Annotated in this window: 25 protein-coding genes; 11 read left to right on the top strand and 14 right to left on the bottom strand. The window is 67.7% G+C overall.

The window, feature by feature from the left end; translation table 11 throughout:
* Window positions 1-221: 221 nt before the first annotated feature.
* From RCH15_RS08595 to RCH15_RS08575, 5 genes are all read right to left on the bottom strand, one after another.
* The gene (locus RCH15_RS08595) at window positions 222-1427 is read right to left on the bottom strand and encodes an MFS transporter (protein ID WP_326960019.1); all 1206 of its coding nucleotides are present in this window, start codon (window positions 1425-1427) and stop codon (window positions 222-224) included.
* 204 nt (window positions 1428-1631) lie between these two features.
* Window positions 1632-3668, bottom strand: a complete 2037-nt coding sequence (locus tag RCH15_RS08590; RefSeq protein ID WP_326960017.1) for an ABC transporter ATP-binding protein — start codon at window positions 3666-3668, stop codon at window positions 1632-1634.
* The gene (locus tag RCH15_RS08585; protein WP_326960015.1) at window positions 3665-5404 is read right to left on the bottom strand and encodes an ABC transporter ATP-binding protein; all 1740 of its coding nucleotides are present in this window, start codon (window positions 5402-5404) and stop codon (window positions 3665-3667) included. The genes RCH15_RS08590 and RCH15_RS08585 overlap by 4 nt, the downstream gene beginning before the upstream one ends.
* A 103-nt stretch (window positions 5405-5507) precedes the next feature.
* A complete protein-coding gene (locus RCH15_RS08580) occupies window positions 5508-6494 on the bottom strand; it encodes a DUF808 domain-containing protein (protein WP_326960013.1) in 987 nt (328 codons plus the stop codon).
* A 231-nt stretch (window positions 6495-6725) separates the two neighbouring features.
* Complete coding sequence (locus RCH15_RS08575) at window positions 6726-7646, bottom strand: 2-hydroxyacid dehydrogenase (RefSeq protein ID WP_326960011.1); 921 nt, start codon at window positions 7644-7646, stop codon at window positions 6726-6728.
* Between the two features lie 170 nt (window positions 7647-7816).
* On the opposite strand from RCH15_RS08575, the gene RCH15_RS08570 reads away from it, so the two are divergent.
* The gene (locus tag RCH15_RS08570) at window positions 7817-8713 is read left to right on the top strand and encodes a serine hydrolase (protein WP_326960009.1); all 897 of its coding nucleotides are present in this window, start codon (window positions 7817-7819) and stop codon (window positions 8711-8713) included.
* 80 nt (window positions 8714-8793) lie between these two features.
* Here RCH15_RS08570 and RCH15_RS08565 read toward each other — a convergent pair whose 3' ends face one another.
* Window positions 8794-8961 carry a hypothetical protein gene (locus RCH15_RS08565; protein WP_326960007.1) on the bottom strand — a complete coding sequence of 56 codons (168 nt, stop codon included), beginning with the start codon at window positions 8959-8961 and terminating at the stop codon, window positions 8794-8796.
* A 188-nt stretch (window positions 8962-9149) separates the two neighbouring features.
* Here RCH15_RS08565 and RCH15_RS08560 point away from each other — a divergent pair, with 188 nt between their 5' ends.
* Window positions 9150-9986 carry an alpha/beta fold hydrolase gene (locus RCH15_RS08560; RefSeq protein ID WP_326960005.1) on the top strand — a complete coding sequence of 279 codons (837 nt, stop codon included), beginning with the start codon at window positions 9150-9152 and terminating at the stop codon, window positions 9984-9986.
* 51 nt (window positions 9987-10037) lie between these two features.
* Here RCH15_RS08560 and RCH15_RS08555 read toward each other — a convergent pair whose 3' ends face one another.
* The 3 genes from RCH15_RS08555 to RCH15_RS08545 all read right to left on the bottom strand — a co-directional run bounded on the left by RCH15_RS08555 (window position 10038) and on the right by RCH15_RS08545 (window position 12051).
* Window positions 10038-10994 (bottom strand): serine hydrolase, encoded by a 957-nt coding sequence (locus RCH15_RS08555; protein ID WP_326960003.1) that lies wholly within the window; start codon window positions 10992-10994, stop codon window positions 10038-10040.
* A gap of 69 nt (window positions 10995-11063) precedes the next feature.
* Window positions 11064-11303 carry a hypothetical protein gene (locus RCH15_RS08550; RefSeq protein ID WP_326960001.1) on the bottom strand — a complete coding sequence of 80 codons (240 nt, stop codon included), beginning with the start codon at window positions 11301-11303 and terminating at the stop codon, window positions 11064-11066.
* Window positions 11304-11400: 97 nt separating this feature from the next.
* Complete coding sequence (locus RCH15_RS08545; protein WP_326959999.1) at window positions 11401-12051, bottom strand: uracil-DNA glycosylase; 651 nt, start codon at window positions 12049-12051, stop codon at window positions 11401-11403.
* Window positions 12052-12144: 93 nt separating this feature from the next.
* Between RCH15_RS08545 and RCH15_RS08540 the strand changes: the two genes are divergently transcribed.
* Complete coding sequence (locus RCH15_RS08540; protein ID WP_326959997.1) at window positions 12145-12696, top strand: DUF488 domain-containing protein; 552 nt, start codon at window positions 12145-12147, stop codon at window positions 12694-12696.
* A gap of 3 nt (window positions 12697-12699) precedes the next feature.
* On the opposite strand, the gene RCH15_RS08535 is transcribed toward RCH15_RS08540, so the two are convergent.
* Window positions 12700-13683: an aldo/keto reductase gene (locus tag RCH15_RS08535; protein ID WP_326959996.1), complete on the bottom strand. Its 984-nt coding sequence runs from the start codon at window positions 13681-13683 to the stop codon at window positions 12700-12702.
* Between the two features lie 50 nt (window positions 13684-13733).
* Here RCH15_RS08535 and RCH15_RS08530 point away from each other — a divergent pair, with 50 nt between their 5' ends.
* The 4 genes from RCH15_RS08530 (at window position 13734) to RCH15_RS08515 (ending at window position 15797) form a co-directional block, all read left to right on the top strand.
* Entirely contained in the window at window positions 13734-13895 is a 162-nt protein-coding gene (locus RCH15_RS08530) for a hypothetical protein (RefSeq protein ID WP_326959994.1), read from the top strand.
* Between the two features lie 15 nt (window positions 13896-13910).
* Window positions 13911-14708 carry a hydroxypyruvate isomerase family protein gene (locus RCH15_RS08525; RefSeq protein WP_326960140.1) on the top strand — a complete coding sequence of 266 codons (798 nt, stop codon included), beginning with the start codon at window positions 13911-13913 and terminating at the stop codon, window positions 14706-14708.
* Window positions 14709-14800: 92 nt separating this feature from the next.
* The gene (gene bcp, locus RCH15_RS08520; RefSeq protein WP_326959993.1) at window positions 14801-15280 is read left to right on the top strand and encodes a thioredoxin-dependent thiol peroxidase; all 480 of its coding nucleotides are present in this window, start codon (window positions 14801-14803) and stop codon (window positions 15278-15280) included.
* An 82-nt stretch (window positions 15281-15362) separates the two neighbouring features.
* Window positions 15363-15797, top strand: coding sequence for a DUF6855 family protein (locus RCH15_RS08515; protein ID WP_326959991.1), 435 nt, complete (start codon window positions 15363-15365; stop codon window positions 15795-15797).
* A gap of 17 nt (window positions 15798-15814) precedes the next feature.
* Here the strand turns inward: RCH15_RS08515 and RCH15_RS08510 are convergent, their stop codons facing one another.
* On the bottom strand, window positions 15815-16669 hold the full coding sequence (locus RCH15_RS08510; RefSeq protein WP_326959989.1) for a class I SAM-dependent methyltransferase: 855 nt from the start codon (window positions 16667-16669) through the stop codon (window positions 15815-15817).
* A gap of 94 nt (window positions 16670-16763) precedes the next feature.
* On the opposite strand from RCH15_RS08510, the gene RCH15_RS08505 reads away from it, so the two are divergent.
* The 3 genes from RCH15_RS08505 (at window position 16764) to purM (ending at window position 20040) form a co-directional block, all read left to right on the top strand.
* The gene (locus RCH15_RS08505) at window positions 16764-17108 is read left to right on the top strand and encodes a hypothetical protein (protein ID WP_326959987.1); all 345 of its coding nucleotides are present in this window, start codon (window positions 16764-16766) and stop codon (window positions 17106-17108) included.
* A 65-nt stretch (window positions 17109-17173) separates the two neighbouring features.
* On the top strand, window positions 17174-18871 hold the full coding sequence (gene purF, locus RCH15_RS08500; protein WP_326959985.1) for an amidophosphoribosyltransferase: 1698 nt from the start codon (window positions 17174-17176) through the stop codon (window positions 18869-18871).
* Window positions 18868-20040, top strand: a complete 1173-nt coding sequence (gene purM / locus RCH15_RS08495) for a phosphoribosylformylglycinamidine cyclo-ligase (RefSeq protein ID WP_326959983.1) — start codon at window positions 18868-18870, stop codon at window positions 20038-20040. Before purF ends, purM begins: the two co-directional genes overlap by 4 nt.
* Before the next feature lie 147 nt (window positions 20041-20187).
* Here the strand turns inward: purM and RCH15_RS08490 are convergent, their stop codons facing one another.
* A complete protein-coding gene (locus RCH15_RS08490) occupies window positions 20188-20970 on the bottom strand; it encodes a VOC family protein (protein ID WP_326959981.1) in 783 nt (260 codons plus the stop codon).
* A gap of 217 nt (window positions 20971-21187) precedes the next feature.
* Window positions 21188-21421: a DUF3073 domain-containing protein gene (locus tag RCH15_RS08485; RefSeq protein ID WP_326959979.1), complete on the bottom strand. Its 234-nt coding sequence runs from the start codon at window positions 21419-21421 to the stop codon at window positions 21188-21190.
* 290 nt (window positions 21422-21711) lie between these two features.
* On the opposite strand from RCH15_RS08485, the gene RCH15_RS08480 reads away from it, so the two are divergent.
* On the top strand, window positions 21712-22440 hold the full coding sequence (locus RCH15_RS08480) for a septum formation family protein (RefSeq protein ID WP_326959977.1): 729 nt from the start codon (window positions 21712-21714) through the stop codon (window positions 22438-22440).
* A 78-nt stretch (window positions 22441-22518) separates the two neighbouring features.
* Here the strand turns inward: RCH15_RS08480 and clpB are convergent, their stop codons facing one another.
* Window positions 22519-25188: an ATP-dependent chaperone ClpB gene (gene clpB / locus RCH15_RS08475; RefSeq protein ID WP_326959976.1), complete on the bottom strand. Its 2670-nt coding sequence runs from the start codon at window positions 25186-25188 to the stop codon at window positions 22519-22521.
* Window positions 25189-25244 lie beyond the last annotated feature (56 nt).

Here is a 25244-nt window from a genome sequence, read left to right as displayed (position 1 = left end):
CAAAAGCGCGGCCGGCACAGCCAAGATCGCGGTCCCGAAAAACGATGGTCGTCCGAGCTGCCGGGGTGGGGGCGGCGGCGTCGTGTCGGCACATCGGTACGGTATTTCGGGCCGGGGCGATCTTCCTGTTCTTGCTGAGCCGAGGTAAGGCAAGATGCCCCTTCAGGGGGCTCCCTGGAGACACTCCCCCGGCTGATCCTCACATGCCGCTGACGGCCATGTCACGCTGAAGCGCTGATCACCCGGTCACGTCCAACCAGCAGACCCGTGACGGCGAGAACCGCCATAATTCCGGCGGTGACCAGAAGCGGGAGCGTCCAGCCTCCGCTCACGTCGCGAAGCCCACCGAACAAGACCGGCCCCACCGCGGCGAGACCGTAGCCGACGGACTGCGCCATGCCGGACAGGGATGCTGCCTGCGGGTAATTCACGGTCCGGAGGCTGAACAGGGACAGGGCGATGACAATGAGGCTCCCACACCCGATGGCCCCGAGAAGGACCCACAGCAGCACGAGTTCCGGCGCCAGTGCCAGCCCAAGAAACGTTACGAACGTGAGCGCACCGCTCGTGAACGATACAAGCCGTTGGTCCGAACCGCGGTGGAGAATGCCTCCTGCGGCAAGGCTGGCGAACACGCTGATGAGCAGGAATATGGCCAGGTGGATGCCTGCAGTCGTGGCGGGAACCCCCTGGCTTTGTTCGATAGTGGGCAGCCAGGCCATCAGGACATAGAAGGCGATCGATTGCAGCCCCATGAAGACGGTCACCTGCCAGCCCAGGGCCGAGGACCAGGGCGACCGGTGGGCGACCTCCGGCGTCGCCGCGTGAGCGGTGCTAGACCTGTGCCGGCGCAGCCAGGGCAGGAGCACGGCCATGGCGATGAGAGCCAGCCCCACCCAGATTCCGAGGGCAAGGCGCCACCCCGCCGGGGACGTTTGCGCCACGGGTACGACGACGGCCGCCCCGATCGCGGCGAAGGCGGCCTGCGTTGCGGTGTAGCCTCCGGTGACCTGGCTGACTCTCAGCGGAAAGTCACGCTTTACCAGGGAAGGCACCAGGACATTGAGAAAGGCGATAGCCAAACCGATCAGTGCGGTGCCGGCCCAGATGACGCCGGGCAAGGGCAGGGACCGAAGCACGATGCCCGACGCGAGGATCAGCAGGGACATCCACAGCGCCCGGTCCAGGCCCAGGCGCGAAGCGAAGCCGGGCGCGAGGGGCGAGAACACGGCGAAAGCAACGAGTGGAAGGCCTGTCAGGAACCCTGCCGCGGCACTGGATAGCCCAAGGTCGCTGCTGATGTTCCCGAGCACCGGTCCCACGCTGACGAAGGACACCCGAAGGTTGACGGCGATGAGCAGCACTCCGATGAAAGCAAACCCGAGCCTGGCAGTACGGTCCGGCGCGTTCCGGGTGGCAGCAGGCATCGGGCGTTCTTCCATCCTTCGAGAGGTGAGGAGCGCGTCCGCGCTTCCCGCATTTCCAGCTTTGCCAGACAGAATCAATCTCTGACGAGGCTTTCCGGTTTTGCCGACAATTTACCCTACGTCGGACTCGTAATGCCCGTCTTTCAGACGCGAGAGGGTGGCCGGATGTGGGCCCGGCACGACCGGGCGGCTTGCCAGCGCTCCCTATACCTCCGCCACCGGCGCCGCGAACTGCGCCTCATACAATGCGGCATACGCCCCGCCCGCCTCCAACAACGAGGCATGCGTCCCCTGCTCCACGATCTGGCCGGCCTCCATCACCAGGATGAGGTCGGCGTCGCGGATGGTGGAGAGCCGGTGCGCGATCACGAAGCTGGTCCGGTCCGAGCGCAGCGCACTCATCGCCTTCTGTACCAGCACCTCGGTGCGGGTGTCCACCGAGCTGGTTGCCTCGTCCAGGATCAGCACCGACGGGCGGGCCAGGAACGCCCGGGCAATCGTCAGCAGCTGCTTCTCCCCTGCGGACACGTTGGCGCCCTCGTCGTCGAGCACGGTGTCGTATCCCTCCGGCAGGGACCGGACGAACCGGTCCACGTACGTCGCCTTCGCCGCCTCAAGGATCTCCGCCTCCGAGGCAGAGGGCCGGCCGTAGGCGATGTTGTCCCGGATGGTGCCGCCGAACAGCCACGTATCCTGCAGCACCATGCCCATCCGCGAGCGCAGCTCGTTGCGGGTCATCGCGGTGACGTCAACGCCGTCGAGCGTGATTCTCCCGGCATCGAGTTCGTAGAACCGCATCATCAGGTTCACCAGCGTGGTCTTCCCGGCCCCGGTCGGGCCGACAATCGCCACGGTCTGCCCGGGCTCGGCCACGAGGCTCAGCTCGGAAATCAGCGGCTTATCCGGCGTGTAGGCAAAGGACACGTTTTCGAACACGAGCCGTCCGCGCTTGGACTCCGGCGCGGCCCCGGGAACAGGATCGGCCGATTGCTCCTCGGTGTCCAGCAGCTCGAACACCCGCTCCGCCGAGGCCACCCCGGACTGCAGCAGGTTCGCCATCGAGCCCAACTGGGCCAGCGGCTGGGTGAACTGGCGCGCGTACTGGATGAACGCCTGCACATCGCCAAGCTGCATGGCCCCGGACGCCACCTGCAGCCCGCCCACCACGGCGATCCCCACATAGACAAGGTTCCCGATGAACGTCATGGCCGGCATGATCAGCCCGGAAATGAACTGCGCGCCGAAGCTGGCCTGGTACAGCTCCGCGTTCTTCTGCCGGAACCGCTCCTCCACCTCACGCTGCCGGCCGAACACCTTCACCAGCGCGTGCCCGGTGTAGGTCTCCTCGATCTGGCCGTTCAGTTCCCCGGTGTGCTTCCACTGCGCCACGAACAGCTTCTGCGAGCGCTTGGCGATCAGCGCGGTGGTCACCAGCGTCAGCGGAATGGTGACCAGCGCAATGAGCGCCAGCGTGGGCGAGAGGATGAACATCATCACCAGCACCCCCAGCACGGTCAGCAGCGAGGTGACCGCCTGGCTGATGGACTGCTGCAGGCTCTGGGAAATGTTGTCAACGTCGTTGGTGACCCGGCTGAGCAGCTCACCGCGCTGCACCGAGTCAAAGTAGCGCAGCGGGAGCCGGTTGATTTTGGCCTCGATCCGCTCACGCAGCCGGAACACGGTGCGCTGCACCACGCCGTTGAGCACATACGCCTGCACCCAGCTGAACGCCGACGCCAGCACGTACAGCACCAGCGCCCACAACAGCACGCTGGACAGCGCGCCGAAGTCGATTCCGATGCCCGGCGTCAGCGTCATGGCGCTGAGCATGTCCGCTTTCTGGCCCTCCCCGGCGGCGCGCAACTGGGTGATCAGCTGCTCCTTGCCCACCCCGGCGGGGAGTTGTTTGGATACGACGCCGGCGAAGATCAGGTTGGTGCCCTCCCCGAGCAGCCGCGGCCCGATCACGGAGAACGCAACGCTCACCACCGCGAGCGCCAGGACCAGCATCAGCCAGAGCCGCTCGGGCCGGAGCTGGCCCAGCAGCCTTTTGGCGGACGGGCCGAAGTTCATCGCCTTCTCCGCGGGCACGTTCATCCCCGCGAACGGTCCGCCGTGGCCGGGGCCGCCGCGCGGACGGGGAATGCGTTCGACGGCGGGAGCCCCGCCGGGTGCCCCGGCCCCGCCGCGGGCCTGCCCGTCGGCTGCGGCCTGCGGGCCGGCGCGGTGCGGAGCGCTCATGCCGCCTCCTCCGCTGCGAGCTGGGAATTCACAATCTCCTGGTACGTCTCCGAGGCCTCCAACAGCTCCTCGTGCGAACCGAGCGCCACGATCCTGCCGTCGTCGAGCACCAAAATCTGGTCCGCGTCCACGATGCTGGACACCCGCTGGGCGATGATCACCAGGGTGGCGCCGGCCGTGTGCCGCTGCAGTGCCTGCCGCAGCCGGGCGTCCGTGGCGGTGTCCAGCGAGGAGAACGAGTCGTCAAAGATGTAAAGTTCGGGCCGTTTCACCAGGGCCCGGGCGATCGCGATCCGCTGCCGCTGCCCGCCGGAGACGTTGGTGCCACCCTGGGAAATGGGCGCGTCGAGTCCGCCCTCCATTTCCCGGACGAAATCCTCCGCCTGGGCAATCGCGAGCGCCTGCCAGAGTTCGTCCTCGGTGGCGTCGGGTTTGCCGTAGAGCAGGTTGCTGCGGACCGTGCCGGAGAACAGGTAGGGCTTTTGCGGGACCAGGCCGATGTGGCCCCAGAGCAGGTCCGGGTGCAGTTCCCGGACGTCCACGCCGTCGATCCGCACCGCGCCGGAGGTGGCGTCGAACAGGCGCGGCATGAGGTTGACCAGGGTGGTCTTGCCGGAGCCTGTGGCGCCGATGATCGCGGTGGTCTGCCCGGCGCGGGCGGTGAAGCTGATGCCGGCGAGGACTGGCTGCTCGGCACCCGGGTAGGCGAATCCGACGTCGCGCATTTCGAGTTCGCCGCGGCCGGTCCGGCCGGAGAAGTCCAGCGGGTGCTCCGGCGGCCGGACGCTGGATTCGGTGCCCAGCACCTGGCCGATCCGGTCGGCGGAGACGGCGGCGCGGGGGATCATGATGGCCATGAAGGTGGCCATCATGACGGACATCAGGATCTGCATGAGGTAACTCAGAAACGCGATCATGGTGCCCACCTGCATGGACCCGTCCTGGATCCGGAACGCGCCGAACCAGATCACCGCCACGGACGAGACGTTCAGCACCAGCATGACGGCGGGGAAGGCGAGGGCCATCAGCCGGCCGGCGCGCAGGGCGGTGTCCGTGACGTCCTCGTTGGCCCGGGCGAACCGGGCGGTTTCGATGTCTTCGCGAACGAAGGCGCGGACCACGCGGATGCCGGTGAGCTGTTCGCGGAGCACCCGGTTCACGGTGTCGATCCGGGTCTGCATGAGCCGGAACAGCGGCACCATCCGGATGATGATCAGCCCCACCGCCACCAGCAGCACCGGAACGCTGACAGCGATCAGCCAGGACAGCTGCACGTCCTGCCGGATCGCCATGATCACCCCGCCGACGCTGAGCATGGGCGCGGTGACCATGAGCGTGGCGGACATGAGCACCAGCTGCTGGACTTGCTGCACGTCGTTGGTGGAGCGGGTGATCAGGCTTGGTGCGCCGAAGCGGGTTACTTCCTGTTCGGAGAAGGCCGCCACCCGGCTGAAGATCGCGCCGCGCACGTCCCGGCCCAGCGCCATCGCGGCCTTCGCGCCGAAGTACACGGCGGCGATGGCGCAGATGATTTGCAGGAGGGTCACCAGCAGCATCACGCCGCCGGTGCGCAGGATGTAGTCCGTGTCCCCCCGCGCCACGCCCTGGTCGATGATGTCCGCGTTCAGGGTGGGCAGGTACAGCGAGGCGATGGATTGCGCCAGCTGGAAGACGACGACGGCGAGCAGCAGCCGCCGCTGCGGCCTCAGGTATTCGAGGAGCAGTTTCCAGAGCATCCGTACTCCAAGCCACGTGTCACGCAGAGTGATTCGAAGGTCAGTTTACGTCGGGATGCTGGGAGCGGAACCGGTTCCTCTCAGGGCGGATCCGGGTTGGATCTTAGTCGACGGCGGCGCGGACGTCGCCCTCGTCGTGCCCGCCCTCCTTCTTGCCGAACGGCAGTACTTTGAGCAGCGGGTGCAGGATAGCCATGACGACGAGGCCCCAGGCGAGACCAAGGACGGCCGAGCACAGGGTGTTCACGAGCCAGGCCAGGAAGCCGCCCACCACCGGAATGCCGGCGAAAGGAGCTTCGAGGACGTGGACCAGGTCATACAGCAGGTGCCAGCCGAGGTCGTAGGCCCCCTGCAGCATGATGTGACCGCCCACCCACAGCATAGCGACCGTCCCGATCAGGGTGATGGCGGACAGCACGGCGGGCATCCCCTTGACGAGCAGCTCGCCGAAGCGCTGGGAGCCCGCGGACTCCTTGGTGGTCAGGTGCAGGCCGATGTCGTCCATTTTGACAATAAGTGCGACGGCGCCGTACACGGCCACCGTGATCACGAGCGCCACAACCACCAGGATGACCGCCCGGACCCACAGTGACTCGGCGGACACCTCGTTCATCGCGATGACCATGATCTCGCAGGAGAGGATGAAGTCCGTAGTGATCGCGCCCTTGGTGACCTTGGCCTCCGCCTCCGGGCCCCGGTCGACCGCCGGCGTCTCTTCATCGGCCTCGTGGTGGCCGCGGAGCTTGTGCCAGACCTTCTCGGCACCCTCATAGCAGAGGTAGGTGCCGCCCAGCATAAGGATGAACGGAATGACCCCCGGGATAAAGGCGCTGATGAGCAGCAGCGCCGGCAGGATGATCAAAAGTTTGTTTCGCAACGAGCCCCAGAAGATCCGCTTGATCATCGGCAGTTCGCGGGACGGGTCCGCCCCGGACACGTACTGCGGCGTGACGGCGGCGTCGTCAATGACCACGCCCGCGGCCTTGGCCCCCGCCTTGGCCGCTCCGGCTGCGACATCGTCCACCGAGGCGGCCGCAATCCGGGCCAGGGCTGCGATGTCGTCCAGCAGGGCGACGAGACCGCCGCTCACAGCTCACTTCCGGATGGCTTGAGGGCGTTCGGCTGGACGAAGTTGCCTCGGTCAAGGCGCGTGATTGGCATGCTCAAATTATATGGTGGCGCGCAGCCCGTCGACGCGGGACCTGGACCGGGCCGGCTCGGTGGCGTGAAGGGCATGAACATCAGCCGTGAGAATGCCGGCATCGCCGCCGGACGGTCACGGCCGCCTCGAACTCTTTGAGTACATCCACCCCGCGGCGGTTCAGCCGCCCAGCACCACGTTCACCGGCGGTTCGCCCGCGAGCATGAGCTCGATCTGGCGTTGCAGCAACTTCCCCATCCGCGGACGCATGGCCGCGCTGGCTCCGCCGACGTGCGGGCTGATGATGACCCCGGGGGTGGTCCACAGCGGGTGGTCCTGCGGCAGCGGCTCGGGGTCGGTGACATCCAGCGCCGCGCGGATCCGGCCGGCGGCGGTGTGCTTGACCAGGGCAGCGGTGTCCGCGACCGGGCCGCGGGCCATGTTGACCAGCAGGGCGCCGTCGGGCATGGCGGCAAGGAAGGCGTCGTCGATCAGGTGCCAGGTGGCGTCGCTGAGCGGCACCACCACGATCACGATGCCGTGCTCCGGGAGGAGGCTGTGCAGTTCGTCGATGCCGTGGACGGGGCCGCGGGCATCGGTCCGTGCCGTGCGGGCCACCCGGGTCACGGTGGTTTCGAACGGCAGCAGCCGGTCCTCGATGGCTTTGCCGACGCCGCCATAGCCCACGATCAGCACGCGCTGGTCCGCGAGGCTGGCGGTGGGGCGGGCCTCCCAGCGGCCGGCCTGCTGGTTGCGCAGCAGCCGCGGGAGCTCGCGCTGGCTGGCGAGGACCAGGGCGAGGGCCAGTTCGGCGGTGGAGGTTTCATGGACGGTGGCGGCGTTGGCGAAGACCCGGCCGGCGGGCAGGAACTCGTCCACGCCGTCGTACCCGATCAACTGGCTCTGCACCAGCGCGGTCTCCACGGCATCCAGACCGCGCAGGACGGCCGGTCCGCCCAGGTAGGGCGGAACCACGATGTCGAGGCGGGGCCGGGGCGGGTCCCCGGTCAGGTCCCATTCGAGGATGGTGACGCCGGGGTGGGGCTGAAGGTATTCCCGCAGGCCGGCGTCCGGCAGGCTGACAGTGATTGTGCTCGGCATAGCTGACAGCCTAGCGGGACGGGCGCGGTGGGCCAGCGCTGTTGTGATGACCCGGCCTGCGAGATTGCCCTCACCTTTGCGTTGACCCGCGCGGTGCGTGGACATGCCCAGCGGCCCGGCATACATTGCAGGAAACCACCCCCTGTGTTTGACCCGGAAGGTCCTGCGCCATGAACTCCTCGGGACCACCCCGCCCGGCCGCAAAATCCCGCAACTCCCGGGCGGTCCTGGTCTGGGTGGTGACGGTCCTCGTGTTGCTCGGTGTGGTGATTCTCGGCGTCGTCCAGACCGGGCCGGTTCCGGCGAGGGATTTCCTGGCCGGTCCGCAGAGACCGCGGGAGCAGCCCGCGGCCGCGGAACCGTCGGAGCAGGCCCCGGAAGCCGCCGTCGACCTCGACGCCGAGATCCGGCGGATCCTTGCCCGGAACTCCGGCTACCGGGTGGGCGTCGCCCTGCTGGACACCCACGGCGGGGAAACGCGCAGCTACGGCGACGCATCCGAATTCGTAGCGGCGAGCACGTCAAAAATCATCACTGCGGCCGCCTACTACCACCTGGTGGAGACGGGCCAGAAGTCGCTGGACGTGCCGCTGGGGAGCTACGACGCCGCATTCCAGGTCAAGGCCATGGTCAACGCCAGCAGCAACGACGCCTGGCTGCTGCTGATGCAGGACATCGGCTACCCCACACTGATTGAGTACGCCGCCTCGATCGGCATCAGTTATGACCCCGAAGAGAACCTGCTGACACCGGCTGAAATGGCGGGACTGCTCCAGCAGCTCTCCACCGGCAAACTGCTGAATGAGGAGCACACCGCGGAACTGCTGGGCTACATGCAGCAGACCAACAACGAACGGCTCATTCCCGCTGCCGTCGGGCCGGAGGTCAACGTGCAGCACAAATACGGCGAGGTGGAGGGGTACGTCCACGACGCGGCGCTCCTGAGCTCCGGCGAGCGCTCCTACGCGCTGGCCATCTACACCTGGGGCGAGGACAACGAAAGCGAGGAACGCCTGGCCCTGATCCACGACCTGACGGCCGTGGTGTCGAAGGCGCTGCTGAGCTAGCCGGTCCGCTCGGGCTGGACAACGTCCAAAGCCCCCGCTGCAATACGTGCAGCGGGGGCTTTGGCAGTCGGGAACCGGTGTTAGCGGCCGAAGATCTTGGCGAAGAAGCCGGTCTTGGTGGCGACTTCACCCTCGTGGCCCTTGCAGCGGTCGGCGCTCTTGACGCCCCGCATGACCTGGTCAACGTGCTGGCCGCAGCCAGCCCAGGTGGTCTTACCGCACTTCTTGCATGCAACCTGTCGGCACATCTGGTTCTCCTTGGGTAGGTTCGTCCCCTCAACTATACCCCCTGGGGTATGTGGATGGGAATTGCCGGGAACACCACGTTGCCGGCCGGCGTTGGTTCCGTACAGCGGCACCATCCAGCGGCAACACCGCTGGGCCGCTCCCGCACCACCTGACTTCCGAACCGTACCGTACCGAGAGGACTGCTTATATGGCTTACATCAAGGTTGGAACCGAGAACAGCACCGACATCGAGCTCTACTACGAAGACCACGGAGCAGGGCAGCCCGTGGTTCTGATCCACGGTTATCCGCTGGACGGATCGTCCTGGGAGAAGCAAACCACTGCCCTGCTGGGCGCCGGGTACCGCGTCATCACTTACGACCGCCGCGGCTTCGGCCAGTCCAGCAAGCCCACGGACGGCTACGACTTCGACACCTTCGCCGCGGACCTCGACACCCTGCTCACCACCCTGGACCTGAACGAGGCCGTGCTGGTGGGCTTCTCGATGGGAACCGGCGAAGTAGGCCGGTATCTGGGCACCTACGGGTCGGCCCGGGTGGAGAAGACTGTGTTCCTCGGCTCGCTGGAGCCCTACCTGCTGCAGACCGACGACAACCCTGCCGGCGTTCCGCAGTCCATGTTCGACGGTCTGTATGAAGCCGTGACCGCCGACCGGTACGCCTTCTTCACCGAGTTCTTCAAGAATTTCTACAACAGCGACACCTTCCTGGGCACCCCCCGGCTCAGTGAGGAAGTCATGCGTGCGGGCTGGAACCTGGCAACCTCCGGGGGCCCCACCGCGTCCGCCGCCGCGCAGCCCAGCTGGCTCACGGACTTCCGCGCCGACATCCCCAAGATCGACGTCCCGGCGCTGATCGTCCACGGCACCGCAGACAACATCCTCCCGATCGACACCACCGGGCGGCAGTTCACCAAGGCGCTGCCCGGTGCCGAATATGTGGAAATCGAGGGCGCCCCGCACGGCATGCTGTGGACCCACGCCGCCGAGGTCAACGAGCTGCTGCTGAAGTTCCTGGCGAAGTAACTCCCCCGTCCCGAGCTGGCGACGGAGGCCGTGCCGCCGAAGCACCTGACCTTAGAACAGGGCTTCGACGACGGCCTCCGTCACCTCGTGGATGACGCCGGTCCGTTCCGGGACGCTGCTGAGGTCCTCGCCTTTGGTGTAAACCACCAGGGCGAAGGCGGTACCGTCCCGGGTGAGGATGCCGGCGTCGTGCAGCTCCCCCTCCAGCAGACCGTACTTGTGGAACACGGCGATGCCGGGAGGTGTGGCCGCCGGGATAAGGGTCTCGTCGTTGGTGTTCTGCATATAGCCCAGCAGCTGGGCGGTGTTGGCCGGTTCCAGCAGCGTTCCCGAGTAGAGTCCGGCGAGGATCCGGGCCATGCCCGCGGGGGTGAGCTCGTTGCCTTCGGGCTTGTAGTCCACGCCCATCGAGGCGGCATACTCCGTCAGCTCCTCGTGGCCCACGGCGTCCATGATCAGTGACCAGGAGTCGTTGTCGCTTTGCTGGATCATTTCCTGCAGCTGGAAGCCCGCGGTGTAGGCCCCCAGCGGATCATCGAGCGAGGCCTCTCCGGTTTCCACCAGATGGTAGTACGCCTCGGCGGCCAGAACCTTGGCTGTGCTCGCGGCGACGAAGGCCCCGTCCACACCGTAGTTATGCACGGCTCCGGCCGTCTGCCCTCCGTCCGACAGGTCAAGGAGTGCGACGCCGATCTCGTAGTCGCTGGCGCCGTCGATGATGGCGTCGATCCGGGCGTCCAGCGCCGGATCCACGGCCGCCACATCCGACGCCGGCACGGACGCGGGGCTGCCCGTTCCACCGCCTGACGGGGCACCGGCCCGCCCGGAGTCTGCAGGCCGGGACTGCGTGGCCGAGTGAATGCCGACACCGAGCGCCACAGCCAGGACGGCGGCGCAAACCGCCAGCAGTGCTGCCCGGGCGCGGCGGAACGCCCGGGTGCGCGGCCGTCGGGTCAGACCGCTACTGCCGGGACGGCTTCTGCGCTGCTGCGGGGTGGTCTCGTCCATAGGTGCCTAAGCTAACCAGTCCAGCTGTGCGGGAGCTATGAAACAACGGTTCCGCACAGCGGCGGCCGGTCAGATCTGGTCATCCCAGGTACCGGCGTCGGCGGCGTCTTCCGGTTTGTCCTCCGCCTCCGGAGCGCCGGAACCGACATAGGCGGCCGGCACCGTCCCGGCGGCCTGGGTCAGCTGGTCCTCGCGGATGTTCCCGGCCTGACCGGGTTCGGCGTGCGGCTGGCGGACTTCGACGGCGTCCGGGTCGCCGGGACCGCGCAGGTCTGCGGGGTCGGTGCCGGGTTCGTTCGGATCACTCATGACATTGCCTTTCGTCCGAGGGTGGGTCTCTTCCCACACTAACGTGCAGGGCACTGCGGTTACCGGACGCACCTGCGGCAGATACGGCCCCGGGACTTCATTGCGCGACGCCGGCGGCGAGCAGCTGTTCAAGTCCCCGTTTGAAACCGGACCGGCCGCCATGGGCAGGATGCCTAATTTTCGGTGCCTCCAGGCCGCTCCGCTGCAGGCTGCGGTGGGCCACATTCCCCACGGCCACCACGGTCTCGATCTGAAAGATCCCGACCAGCTCCTGCCAGAAGGAAGTTCCGAGGGCGGCTTCGGCGGCCGCCGGGGTGCGGTTGGACAGCGGCCTGCCGGGCTGGTAGGTGTGCCAGGGGCAGGCGCTCCAAAGCAGGGGGAGGAAGTCGAGTTCGGCCAGCACCTCCCACATCACGGTGGCTGTCGGCTCAGCCGCGACGCCTGGGGCATCGGCCGGAAGCCCGTAGCCCTGTTCCGGCCCGAAGATCCCCAGGCTGTTCGGGGGACCCCCGAACATGGTCCTGTTGGTGAAGGGAACGCCGGTAATTCTCATGCCGCGAAAGCCGGGGGCTTCACCCACCAGCAGCACCTGCGGGGAGCGGTCCCGCAGTTCCTGCAGGTAGATCGCCAGGTTCCGCCGCCGCTCGGCGTTTCCGGGTGCAGTGTGGTCGAAAAAGTTGTGGCATGCCGGCCCGGTCTCCACCGCGGCGAGCCGCTCAACGAACCCTTCGATCGAGGATGCCGTCATGTTCCGCCGGTTCCCTTCTGCTCGCAGGTCAGTCAGACTATCCGGGCCGCTGTGCCGCAGGCACCGGCCCCCCTTCCCCCTATTATTGGTGGCATGACGGACATGACCATCTTCACGGTGGGGCACTCCACTCATCCCATCGACGAATTTCTCGGCCTGCTCCAGGCCCACGGCGTTAACAAGCTGATCGATGTGCGCACCGTTCCGAAGTCACGGCACAATCCGCAGTTCAACGAGGACTCGCTCGCGGCGAGCGTGCGGGCCAGCGGGATCACCTACCGCCGGATGGCTTCCCTGGGCGGCCTGCGGCGTACCAGTAAAGACAGTCCCAACGGCGCCTGGCGAAACGCGTCGTTCCGGGGCTACGCGGACTATATGCAGACCGAAGAGTTTGCCGCCGCCGTCGGTGAGCTGCTGGAACGGGGGCGGAGCAGCGATGCGGCCATCATGTGCGCGGAAGCCGTCCCGTGGCGCTGCCACCGGTCGCTGATCGGCGACTCGTTGCTGGTGCGGAACGTAGCGGTGCTGGACATCATGACGGTGGCCTCCGCCAAGCCCCACACCCTGACGTCCTTCGCCCGCGTTGAAGGCGGACGCCTTTGGTACCCGCCTTCGGTGACGGCCGGCATGCCAACCACAACGTAGGCGCTACCAGCGGGGGTGGATGGCGGAGCGGAAGTGGCGGTCATAGATTTCGTGGACGCCGACGTCGAACGTGGCGTCGATGCCGCTGGCCCCCGCCGCTTCGGCGTTGGCGCGGGCCTGCTGCGGGTTCCGCGCGCCGGGGATCACCGTGCTGACGCCATCCTGGGCCGTGATCCAGGCGATGGCCGCCTGGGCGGTGCTGACGCCGTCGGGCACTAGTTCTTCGAACTCGGCTACCGCTGCCAGTCCCTGCGTGAAGTCCACGCCGGAGAAGGTCTCCCCGACGTCGAACGCCGAGCCGGTGCGGTTGTAGTTCCGGTGGTCATCCGCCGCGAAGGATGTGTCCGCGGTGTACTTGCCGGAAAACAGCCCCGAGGCTAGCGGTACGCGGGCGATGATGCCGACGCCGGCTGCCTGCGCTGCGGGCAGCACCTCATCCAGCGGTTTGAGCCGGAAGGCATTCAGGATGATCTGCACCGTCGCCGTGCCCTCGTGGCGGATGGCTTCAAGGGCTTCGGCGGTCCGTTCGACGCTGACGCCGTAGTTGCCGATGGCACCGTCGGCCACGAGCGTATCCAGGGCGTCGTAGACTTCAGCGCTGCTGTACACGGCGGTGGGCGGGCAGTGCAGCTGGACCAGGTCCAACTGCTCGACGCCGAGGTTGCGCCGCGACCGGTCGGTCCACTCGCGGAAGTTGGCGAGGTTGTAGTTTTGCGGCTGCTGCTCGGCCCGGCGCCCCATTTTGGTGGCCACTGTGATCTCCAGGCCCGGGTTGGCCGCCAGGAACACGCCGACGGCCTGCTCGCTGCGGCCGTCGCCGTACACGTCCGCGGTGTCGAAGAACGTGACCCCGGCCTCCGCGGACGCGGCCAGGATGGCCTGCGCCTGCGCGGGGTCCACGGCGCCCCAGTCCGAGCCCAGCTGCCAGGTCCCCAATCCAACGATGGAGACGTTCCGTCCGGTCTTGCCTAAGATTCGCTGTTCCATGATCCGACTATAAGCGCACCGGTGTTTGCCGGGCTTGCTAGCCTGAGGGGGTGAAATACGAATCCCTGTGGATCGGCATGCTGATCGGCGCAGCCCTCGGCTTTGCCATCGGCGTCGCCACCGCCGACAAGCCGTTCACCGGCCTCCTGATCGGGATCGGCGTCGGGGCTCTGGTGGGCCTGGCGGCCCGCAAGGACCCCTCGAAAGGGTAGCGACGGGTGCGTGGAATGTATTCCGTGAACTGCTCCATCCTGTTGACCGAGTTGCCTCTGCTTGAGCGGCCCGCCGCGGCGAAGGCCGCCGGCTTTGACGCCGTGGAGTTCTGGTGGCCCTTCGCCGGCTCCGTTCCCGGTGACGCCGAGGTCACCGACTTCGAGCGGGCCATCACCGATGCAGGCGTCCGGCTGGCCGGCCTGAATTTCTACGCCGGCGACATGCCGGCCGGGGACCGGGGGCTGGTGTCCTGGCCGGGCCGTTCCAGCGAGTTCCGGGACAACGCCGACGCGGTGGCGGGCATCGGCGGGCGGCTCGGCTGCACCGCGTTCAACGCCCTCTACGGCAACCGCCAGGACGGGATTGCTCCGGAAGCCCAGGACGAGCTGGCCGTCCGGAATCTCGCCGCCGCGGCCGCAGCCGTGGCCCGCATCGGCGGTACGGTGCTGCTCGAACCGGTCAGCGGCGCCCCGCGCTACCCGCTGCTCCGGGCAGATGATGCCCTCCGGGTCATTTCGCTGGTCCGGCAGGAGGCCGGCGCGGAGAACCTCCGGCTCCTCGCCGATTTTTATCATCTCTCGGTCAACGGTGACGACGTCGCCGCCGTCATCGAACAGCACGCCAAGGACTTCGGCCACATCCAGATCGCCGACAGCCCTGGCCGTGGGGCTCCCGGTACCGGGGGGCTTCCCCTCGGCAGCTGGATCGCCCGCAGCCGCGAGCTCGGTTACGACGGATGCATCGCCCTCGAGTACAAGGAACCGGCCGCCACCGCGTTCAGCTGGGCCATCCGCCCGTCCGCCGCCGGCTGACAGTTCCCTTCCCGCGGCCGGAATAGCGGATCCGCACCCGCTGTTGTGCACCACAGAGCACGTCTCACCCGTCTCCCAGCGAAGGACCCGCCATGAGCCAGAACCTCACCGTCAAGCTGCAGCCCGGAACCCCGGCCCCGGATTTCTCCCTTCCGGACGCCGCGGGACATCAGGTCTCGCTGGCCGATTACCGCGGCAAGAACGTCATTGTGTATTTCTACCCGCAGGCCGCCACCCCGGGCTGCACCACCGAGGCCTGCGACTTCCGGGACAACCTGGCGTCCCTGCAGTTATCCGGCTATGAAGTGCTGGGCATCTCCCCCGATGCGCCCGAGGCGCTGGCACACTTCACCGGCGACTTCGCCCTGACTTTTCCGCTCCTCGCCGACGAGGACCACGCGGTGGCGCTGGCCTACGGAGCCTGGGGCGAAAAGCTGGTCCGCGGTGAAGTCACCGAAGGAATCGTCCGCTCCACGGTGGTCCTGGATCCCGAAGGCAAGGTCGCACTGGCCCAGTACCAGGTCAAGGCGCAGGGCCATGTTGCCGCGTTGAAGGAGCAGCTGGGCGTCTAGGCACTCGCCCCCACCCCGGCGCACTGGGTAGGATCGGTGCGACCAGCGCCGGAGACCGGCACCAACCGAAGGCAGACACCACGTGGCAGCAGGAACCAGTCAGGACCCTTGGGTGCTCAAAACAGCCCCGGGAACTTCCGAGTACACAATGTACCGGGACGAGGTATCCGATCCTCCAGCCCTGGTATGCCAGGTTGGCTCCACCACCTTGAAGTACCACCTCCGCGCCCTCGAAGACCTGCCGCTGTGGCTGATGGAGCGGGGCGAGTGGGTGCCGCTGGGCGCCGCCGATGAGAACAAGCCGGCCGCTGCAGGATCCGTCGAGGCGTGGGGACGGGATCCGGAAAACCCCATCGGCGGATGGTACGGGCTGCGGAAGGGATACCGCGGCCGGTTCGGGATGTACCTTCCGCCCCTGCTGGAGGCGTTGGGCCTGGTGGAGCTCACCCACGACAAGCGCAACAACTCCGTCCGGGCCATCATCGCCGACGCCTCCGGTCCGGCGATCCAGGCTTGAGGCCGGCGGCTCCCCGGTTAGGGCCAGGCCCGCGTGCCGGCCACGATGGTGGCTGTGGAACGGAGCCGGATGGCGCCGCGGTGTTCGTAGCGGCCCAGCATGTGGAACACGTCCGCCCGGATCAGGTCCCGGGAATCCCGGTCCGCGCCGGCCAGGCCCGCCCCGACGGTGGTCGCGATCTCCGTCATGAACTCCCAGTAGAGATCCGGTGAGCCCTGGACCAGGTCTGTGCTGACCTTCTGCTCGCTGACCTCGACCAGCCCTGCTTCCTGAAAGACCCGTGCCATAAACCCCGCTGCGGCGCACCGGAACAGCCCGGGGGCGCCCGTTGCCGGGACCGGCAATTCGGTATGGCGCGCGATCGTCCCGAGGATGAGGGTGGCCCACGGGTTCTCGGCAGCCCGGCCCCAGACGGCGGCACTGATCCGCGAACCCGGCCTGGCGACGCGGACCATTTCATCCACCGCGCCGGAAACACTGGGGAAGAACATCAAACCGAAGCGGCAGAGGACGGCATCGAAGGTGGCATCCTCGAACGGAAGAGCGGCGGCGTCGCCCACCCTGGTGGCCACGTTCGGCAGCCCGCGGGACGCCGCCTTCTCGGCCGCGACCCGGAGCATGCCCTCTGAGAGGTCCAGCAGGACGACGCTGCCGCGCGGGGCAAGGGTTGCCGCGGTGAGGCCCGGCTCGCCGGTTCCGGAGGCGACGTCGAGGACGGTGGAGTCCGGGCGGAGCCGTGCCTCCTGGAGGACGGCGTCGCCGAACGGTGCGTGCCAGCCGAGCACTTCGGCGTCCCATTTCCGCCAGCCAGCGGAGAACTCGTCCCAGGTGCTCCGCTGCTGATCCCGGATCCGCTCTGCTGAGGCTGTCATGGTTCTCCCTGGCCGGTCCGGGCCCTCCCCCACCACTCAGTGTCCTCCCACCACCCTGCGGTAGCAATGCTTCCCGGGCAGTACGATTAACGGCATGTCTACCCCCGAAAACCCCGGCACCGCAGGCGAGCAGCATGTCCCCGAACGGCGCCAGGTCACGGTGCGCCGCGCCCCGAAATACGTGCCGTTCCTGGTCCTCGGCGGGCTCTTGGGCATCGGCGTGGCCGCCGTCCTCGCGTACGGCGTTCCGGGCGATGAAAACTACGACGCCGGCTCCGTGTTCGGTTTCTTCCTGACCCTCTGCGGTGTGGGCGGGGCCATTGTGGGTGGCATTGCCGCGCTGATCCTGGACCGCCTGAGCGTCCGCCGGGCGGAGCGCGCCGTCGTCGAGTCCGTTCCCGATTCGGTGCCCGAGCCGGAGGACCAGCAGGGGGCGTGAGCCGGCCCGAGGTCATAATCCGGCGCCCGGGAAAGTCCCGCCGCACAACGTGAGATAATCGACCAGTGGCACGCGGCGATGGAAAACTTTCTCATGATCTTCTCTCTGGCGAAAAAGGCCCCCAGGATGCTTGTGGCGTCTTCGGGGTCTGGGCTCCCGGCGAAGAGGTTGCAAAACTCACCTATTACGGGCTGTATGCACTGCAGCACCGCGGTCAGGAGTCCGCTGGCATAGCAACCAGCGACGGCACCCGGATCAACGTCTACAAGGACATGGGCCTCGTCTCCCAGGTCTTCGATGAGACCACGCTCAACACCCTGACCGGGCACCTGGCGGTAGGCCACTGCCGGTATTCCACCACCGGCGCGAGCCATTGGGCCAATGCGCAGCCGACCCTGGGCGCCACCGCCACCGGGACCGTGGCCCTCGCCCATAACGGCAACCTGACGAACACCGCCGAGCTCAAAGCCATGATCGTGGACCGCAACGGCGGCCACCTGAGCGGGGAAATGAAGCAGGGCAACACCTCGGACACGGCTTTGGTCACCGCCCTGCTGGAGGGCGAAGAGGGCAAGACGCTGGAACAGACCGCCCTGGAGCTGCTGCCCAAAATCAAGGGCGGCTTCTGCTTCGTCTTCATGGATGAAGGCACCCTCTATGCGGCCCGCGACACGTACGGCATCCGCCCGCTGTGCCTGGGCCGGCTGGAGCGCGGCTGGGTGGTCGCCTCCGAGCAGTCCGCCCTCGCCACGGTGGGAGCCAGCTTCATCCGCGAAATCGAACCCGGCGAATTCATCGCGATCGACGAGGACGGCGTCCGGTCCCAGCGTTTCGCCGAGGCGACGCCGGCCGGCTGCGTCTTTGAATACGTCTACCTCGCCCGCCCGGACGCCTCCATTGCCGGCCGGTCCGTATACGAATCCCGCGTCGAAATGGGCCGCCAGCTGGCCCGGGAAAACACCCAGGAAGCGGACATCGTCATCCCGGTCCCGGAGTCCGGGACCCCCGCCGCCGTGGGATACGCCGAGGAATCCGGCATCCCCTTCGCGCACGGCTTCGTCAAGAACGCCTACGTGGGCCGGACGTTCATCCAGCCGTCCCAGACACTCCGCCAGCTGGGGATCCGGCTCAAGCTCAACGCGCTGGAATCCGTGATCCGCGGCAAGCGCGTGGTGGTGGTGGACGACTCGATCGTGCGCGGCAACACCCAGCGGGCCATCGTCCGGATGCTCCGCGAAGCCGGCGCCGCCTCCGTCCACGTCAAGATCTCCTCCCCGCCGGTGAAGTGGCCGTGTTTCTACGGCATCGACTTCGCGTCCCGCGCCGAGCTGATCGCCAACGGCGCCACCATCAATGAGATCTCCCAGGCCATCGGCGCGGACTCGCTGGCGTACATCTCCGAGGACGGCATGATCGGTGCCACCCGTCAGCCGCGTGAACGCCTCTGTACCGCCTGCTTCACCGGCAACTACCCGATCGAGCTTCCGGGCGCCGACAAGCTTGGCAAGAACCTGCTCGAGCGCACCGATCTCGGCGGTCTTCCGCCTGTCCCGGCCGGCGCCGCCGGCCCGACGCCTGCGACCGCGGGCCCCGAAGCGGTGGCTGTCGGCGTGGAGCCCGGCACCTCGCTGACGGAGGACCCTGCCGCCAAGCCTGGCGCCACCGGGTGCGATCCCGGACCGGATGCCGAATTCGAAGCCCTGCTCACCGACGACGATCGCATTGATCGCTCCATTGCCGCCGACAAGAAAGACCCCGCATGACTCCCGCATCCCCGGCCGCTGACATGAACGCCGCCCAGAACGCCGTCGGCATCACCTACGCCTCCGCCGGCGTCGACGTCGAAGCGGGAGACCGCGCCGTCGAACTCATGAAGGACGCCATCAAGGCGACCCACAACTCCTCGGTAGTGGGCGGCGTCGGCGGCTTCGCGGGACTTTACGACGTCTCGAAACTGCTCACCTACAAGCGCCCGCTGCTCGCGACGTCCACCGACGGCGTCGGTACCAAAGTGGCCATCGCCCAGGCCATGGACATCCACGACACCATCGGTTTCGACCTGGTCGGCATGGTGGTCGATGACATCGTGGTGGTGGGCGCCGAGCCGCTGTACATGACCGATTACATCGCCTGCGGCAAGGTGGTTCCGGAGCGCATCGCCGACATTGTCCGCGGCATCGCAGCCGCCTGTTCCGTTGCGGGGACAGCCCTGGTGGGCGGCGAGACCGCCGAGCACCCGGGCCTGCTGGGCGAGCACGAGTATGACGTCGCCGGTGCCGCCACCGGTGTTGTCGAAGCCGACCAGCTCCTCGGCCCGGACCGCGTCCGCGCCGGTGACGTGGTGATCGGCATGGCCTCCTCCGGGCTGCACTCCAACGGCTACTCCCTGGTCCGCCGCGTCATCAACCACGCCGGCTGGGCACTGGACCGGCACGTCTCCGAATTCAGCCGCACGCTCGGTGAGGAACTCCTGGAACCGACCCGGGTCTACGCCGCCGACTGCCTGGACCTGGCCCGTACCTTCCCGGTTAACGGCTCCGCAGCCGGCCAGGCCGTGCACGGCTTCAGCCACGTCACAGGCGGCGGCCTCGCTGCCAACCTGGCCCGCGTCCTCCCGCAGGGCCTGCTGGCCACCGTGGACCGCGCCACCTGGGAACTGCCGGCCATCTTCCGGCTCGTCGCCGAGCTGGGCAACGTTCCGCTGGTTGACCTGGAGCGCACGCTGAACCTGGGCGTCGGCATGGTGGCGATTGTGTCCCCCGAAGCCGCCGATGCCGCGGTGAACCGCCTCACCGAACGCGGGTTGCCGGCCTGGGTCATGGGTACCGTGGAGGACAACTCCGATGCAGTCCTCAAGTCCGGCCCGGACTACGTGCAGGGCGCCAAGGGCGTGGATGGCGGCGCCGTCCGACTGGTCAACGCCTACGCCTGACTTCCCGGCACAGCCTCGTCGAGGGCTCCCCATCGGTTCCTCGCCTCGCAGGCTCGGCCAGGGAAACCTGCGGCGTGGGACCGCGTCCGTTTCGCAGCGTCAAATCGGCACTCGCGGAGCCCTCGATCTGGTTAAGGCTGCGGAACGCTACACCTCCAGGACGCTGAACACGCCGCCCTGGGGATCCGCCAGGGTGGCGATGGCGCCGGCTTCGTCCACCTCGTCCGGTTCGATCAGGACCACGCCCCCGGCGGCCACGGCCGCTGCGACCGCGTCCCCGACGCTGGCTGCCCCGAAGTAGACCTGCCACCCCGGGCTGAGGGCGCCCTGCGCCTCCGCCGGAACCGCGGCGACCCCGGCCACCTCCGCTCCGTCCACCATGAGCGTGGAGTACCGGCCGCCGTCGTCCTGCGGGTATTCGGTGACCTCGTGCCCGAAGACCTCCTGGAAGAAGGCGACGGCGGGCTGCGGCTCGGGCGTCAGCAGTTCGGCCCACGCCAGCGAACCGGGCTCGCCGCTGCGGGCCGTGCCGAAATGGCTTCCGGCCTGCCAGGCACCGGTGCTGCCGCCTCCGGGCGGGGCGAAGAAGATCATGACGCCGGAATCGCCCACCGGCTCGGGGCCGAACTCGAGTGCTCCGCCGGCATCCACAACGGCGGCCGCGAGGTCCCGGGCGTCGGCGGAGGCAAGATACACGTTCCACTGCCCGGGCGCCCCGGCGGACTGTTGCTGCGGATTCTGCGGCGCAATCACCGTGACCAGGTCCCCACCCAGGTACGCCTGCGCGTAGCTCCGCCCGTCCGGGGTGGGCAGGTCCTTGAAACGCCAGCCAAAGACTGCGGAGTAGAACTCCTTGGCCGCCGCGACGTCTCTGGTCTGAAGATCCGTCCAGCAGACCTCGCCTTCGGTGAATCCCGTGCGAATGGTCATGGCAGTCCTTCCGGAACGTTCCTGATGCGGAGCCGGGGAAACCGGCAGCTTCAACCTAGCCCTGCAGGCGGGCTGGGAACAACCGCGGCACCTGGCCGGCCGGAAAGCGGGGCAGCAGAAAACCCGCCGTCCTCCCCCGCGAAGGGGCGGCCGGCGGGCCTGAAATCATGTGGCCGGCATTCCGCTAGCGGAAGGGCATGCCGGGAAGAAGTATCGACTAACTTATCCGACGGGTATGAACCTCGTCGTCGTCCTCTTCCACATCGTCCGCGTACTTATCAACATAGGCCGAATAATCCGGCTCTACAGGCTCACTCGAGAAACGACTCGGCGCACGAACCTCAGAACTCTTCAACTCGCGCTGGAGGGCTGTGTAGTCAGTGTTCGGGGAGTAGTACTTGATGTCCCGAGCCTGCTTGGTAGCTTTTGCCTTTTGACGGCCGCGCCCCATGGCGTGACCCCCTTTTTGTACTCGGACCGGAGGTGGTCACCATTGGCGTTAGTGAGGCCCCGGAATGTTTGGTCAGTTTGTCGTACACCTAGATTACATGCTTTCAGGGGGAACTGCTCCCCGCGGCGGCGGCCGTGGACGATGTAGCCTGCGCCCCCGCCCCGAACGGGCCCCCGCCGGCAAGCAGGCCGCCCGGCATCTTGGATAGAGTTCCGTAGTGGGTTGCCGGAAACGGACCCCCGCCCGGGCGTCCAGCCCCGGCTCAGAAGCACGGAAGTGGAGAAGTCCCAGTGACCGAAGAGAACGACAGCCCCGGCGACGCCGGGACGCCTGGGATTCACCCTGCAGCAGCAAGCGGCGACCGGTCCGCCCCCGCCGTTCCGGCCGGCGCCCCCTTGGTTCCCCCGCAACCAGCGACGCCGCCGCACCCGTCGACGCCGCCAATGCCGGCGGTCCCGGACGCTGCTCCATCCACGGCGATGGACCCGGGCGGCCGGGTCCGTCGTCAGACGTCCGTGAAGATCGCCGCCGCCGTGGCCGCCGCAGTCGTCGTGGCCGGTCTGCTGATCTGGTGGCTGGTCTCCATGAATGGCGGCACCCAGCCGCCCGCCGCTGACACATCCGCCACCGCTCCGGCGTCGTCCGAGCCTGCGAGCCGGGGACCGCTTCCGCTGGAAAGTGTGGGCCCCCTCGACTTCCGGCTCGGCGACTGCTTCAAGGATTTCGACGCCGAAGCGCCCACGTCCACGGTGGTCGACTGCTCCGCTGGCCATTCGGCCCAGCTGGTCGCGGCCGAGCACTACGGCGACGGCGACTCCTATCCCGGCCGGGACCCGCTCAAGCAGAAGGCCCTGGATGCGTGCAAGGCAGCGCCGCTGACGGAGAAGCAGGCCGACTACGTGCTGAGCTACAAACTGGCCTACCCGAGCTCCACAAGTTGGGACAAGGGTGACCGCCGCGTGGATTGCCATGTCACCGCCGACACCGGAAACGTCATCGTGGAATCTCTGATCCCCTAGGGATTTGCCGACGGAACTGCCAGCCGGAGCGTTGCCCGGCTGGCAGTTGTCTTGGTATTGGCCTGGCGCCCGGGGGCGTTATTCCTTGCGGCGGACGGAGAGTCCGCTGCCGGTGGAGGCGCCGCCGTCGGGCCGGCCGGTGGCGTTCGTCCCGCCCATGGTGAGTTCGATGAGGTCCGGGGCGGTGTCCACGAGAACGGTGTCGCCGTCGGTGATCGTCCCGGCCAGGATGGCCTTGGCCAGCCGGTCACCGATTTCCCGCTGCACCAGGCGGCGCAGCGGCCGCGCACCGTAGGCGGGGTCGAAGCCGGTCACTGCGAGCCACGCGCGGGCCCCTTCGGTCACTTCGAGGTTGAGGCGGCGGCCCTTGAGGCGTTCACCAAGTTCCTTGACCTGCAGCTCCACGATCCGGGACAGTTCCTCCACGGTCAGCGGGTCGAACAGCACCACTTCATCGAGCCGGTTCAGGAACTCGGGCTTGAAGGAGGCGTGCACGGTGGCCATGACGGCGTCCCGCTTGGCGTTCGCATCCAGGGACGGGTCCACGAGGAACTGGCTGCCCAGGTTCGAGGTCAGCACCAGGATCACGTTGCGGAAGTCCACGGTGCGGCCCTGGCCGTCGGTGAGGCGGCCGTCGTCGAGCACCTGCAGCAGGATGTCGAACACCTCGGGGTGGGCTTTCTCCACCTCGTCGAGCAGGAGCACGGAGTACGGGCGGCGGCGGACCGCCTCGGTCAGCTGGCCGCCCTCCTCGTAGCCCACGTAGCCGGGGGGCGCCCCGACGAGGCGGGCGACGGAGTGCTTCTCCGAGTACTCGGACATGTCGATGCGCACCATGGCGCGTTCATCGTCGAAGAGGAAGTCGGCCAGCGCCTTCGCCAGTTCGGTCTTGCCGACGCCGGTGGGGCCCAGGAACAGGAAGGACCCGGTGGGCCGGTTGGGGTCGCTGATCCCGGCGCGGGCACGGCGGACTGCATCGGAGACGGCGGTAACGGCCTTGGACTGGCCGATGAGCCGCTCGCCCAGCACGTGTTCCATGTCCAGGAGCTTTTGGCTCTCCCCCTGCAACATCCGCCCGGCCGGGATGCCGGTCCAGGCCGAAATCACCTCGGCGATGTCGTCTGCGGTGACTTCCTCGGCCACCATGAGGTCCTGTTTGGCGCCGCCGCCGGCAACCCGGGCCGACTCGGCCTCCGCGGCTTCGTTGAGTTCCCGTTCCAGGGCGGGAAGTTCGCCGTACAGAATCCGGGAGGCAGCCTCGAGGTCGCCCTCGCGCTGGAATTTTTCGGCGGCGGAGCGCAGTTCGTCAATCCTCGCCTTGAGGTCGCCGACCCGGTTCAGTCCTGCCTTCTCGGCCTCCCAGCGGGCGTTGAGACCGGCCAGCTCTTCCTTCTTATCGGCCATATCGGACCGGATGGCGGCGAGCCGTTCCACCGATGCCGGATCCATCTCATTGGCCAGAGCGAGTTCTTCCATGGTCAGACGGTCCACCGAGCGGCGCAGCTGGTCGATTTCCTCCGGCGCGGAATCGATCTCCATGCGCAGCCGGGAGGCGGCCTCGTCCACGAGGTCGATCGCCTTGTCCGGCAGCTGCCGGCCGGAGATGTATCGGTTGGAGAGGGTGGCCGCGGCCACCAGGGCGGAGTCGGCAATGGCTACCTTGTGGTGCGCCTCGTAGCGTTCCTTGAGCCCGCGCAGAATGCCGATGGTGTCCTCGACGCTGGGTTCGCCGACGAAGACCTGCTGGAACCGGCGTTCCAGGGCCGGGTCCTTCTCGATGTTTTCGCGGTACTCGTCCAGGGTGGTGGCGCCGATCAGCCGAAGCTCGCCGCGGGCCAGCATGGGCTTGAGCATGTTGCCGGCGTCCATGGAGCTGTCCCCGGACGCGCCGGCACCCACTACGGTGTGGATCTCGTCAATGAACGTGACGATCTGGCCGTCGGAGCCTTTGATTTCCTCCAGGACGGCCTTGAGTCGTTCCTCGAATTCACCGCGGTACTTGGCGCCGGCCACCATGGACGCAAGGTCCAGGGCAATCAGCGTCTTGCCGCGCAGGCTTTCGGGGACGTCGCCGGCGACGATGCGCTGGGCGAGGCCTTCGACGACGGCGGTCTTGCCGACGCCCGGTTCACCGATGATCACGGGGTTGTTCTTGGTCCGGCGGCTCAGCACCTGGATGATCCGGCGGATCTCGGCGTCGCGGCCGATCACCGGGTCCAGTTTGCCGGAACGGGCGATCGCGGTGAGGTCGGTACCGTACTTCTCGAGCGCCTGGAAACTGTTTTCAGGATCGGCGTTGTCCACCTTGCGGTCTCCGCGGACGCCGGGCAGGGCCGCGAGCATGGCCTCGTGGGAGGCGCCGGCGTCGCGCATCAGCTTGCCCACGGCGTCGCTTCCGGACGCGAGACCCAGGAGGAGGTGTTCGGTGGAGACGAACGAGTCGCCGAGCCGGTCGGCCTCGTTCTGGGCATTCTTGATCGCCTGCAGGGCTGTGCGGGACAGCTGCGGCTGCTGTACAGAGCTACCGGAGGTTGACGGCAGGGCCTTGATGGCGGTGCTGGCCTGGACGCTGACGGAATCCGGGTCCGCGCCGGTGGCACGGAGGAGTGCGACGGCGACGCCCTCGCGCTGGTCCATCAGCGCCTTGAGCAAATGGGCGGGTTCGAGCTGGGGGTTGCCGGCCGTCGAGGCATTCATGGCGGCTGCCGCAAGAGCCTCCTGGCTCTTGGTGGTGAATTTCGCGTCCAAAGAGAGCTCCTTCCGGGAACATGCGGATACTAGAGTTGAGTCTACTCCGCTCAACT

Source organism: Arthrobacter sp. MP_M4 (assembly GCF_035984855.1).
Classification (GTDB): Bacteria; Actinomycetota; Actinomycetes; order Actinomycetales; family Micrococcaceae; genus Arthrobacter.
The sequence above is the reverse complement of the archived record's forward strand: the minus strand, read 5'-3'. Positions and strand labels throughout refer to the sequence as shown.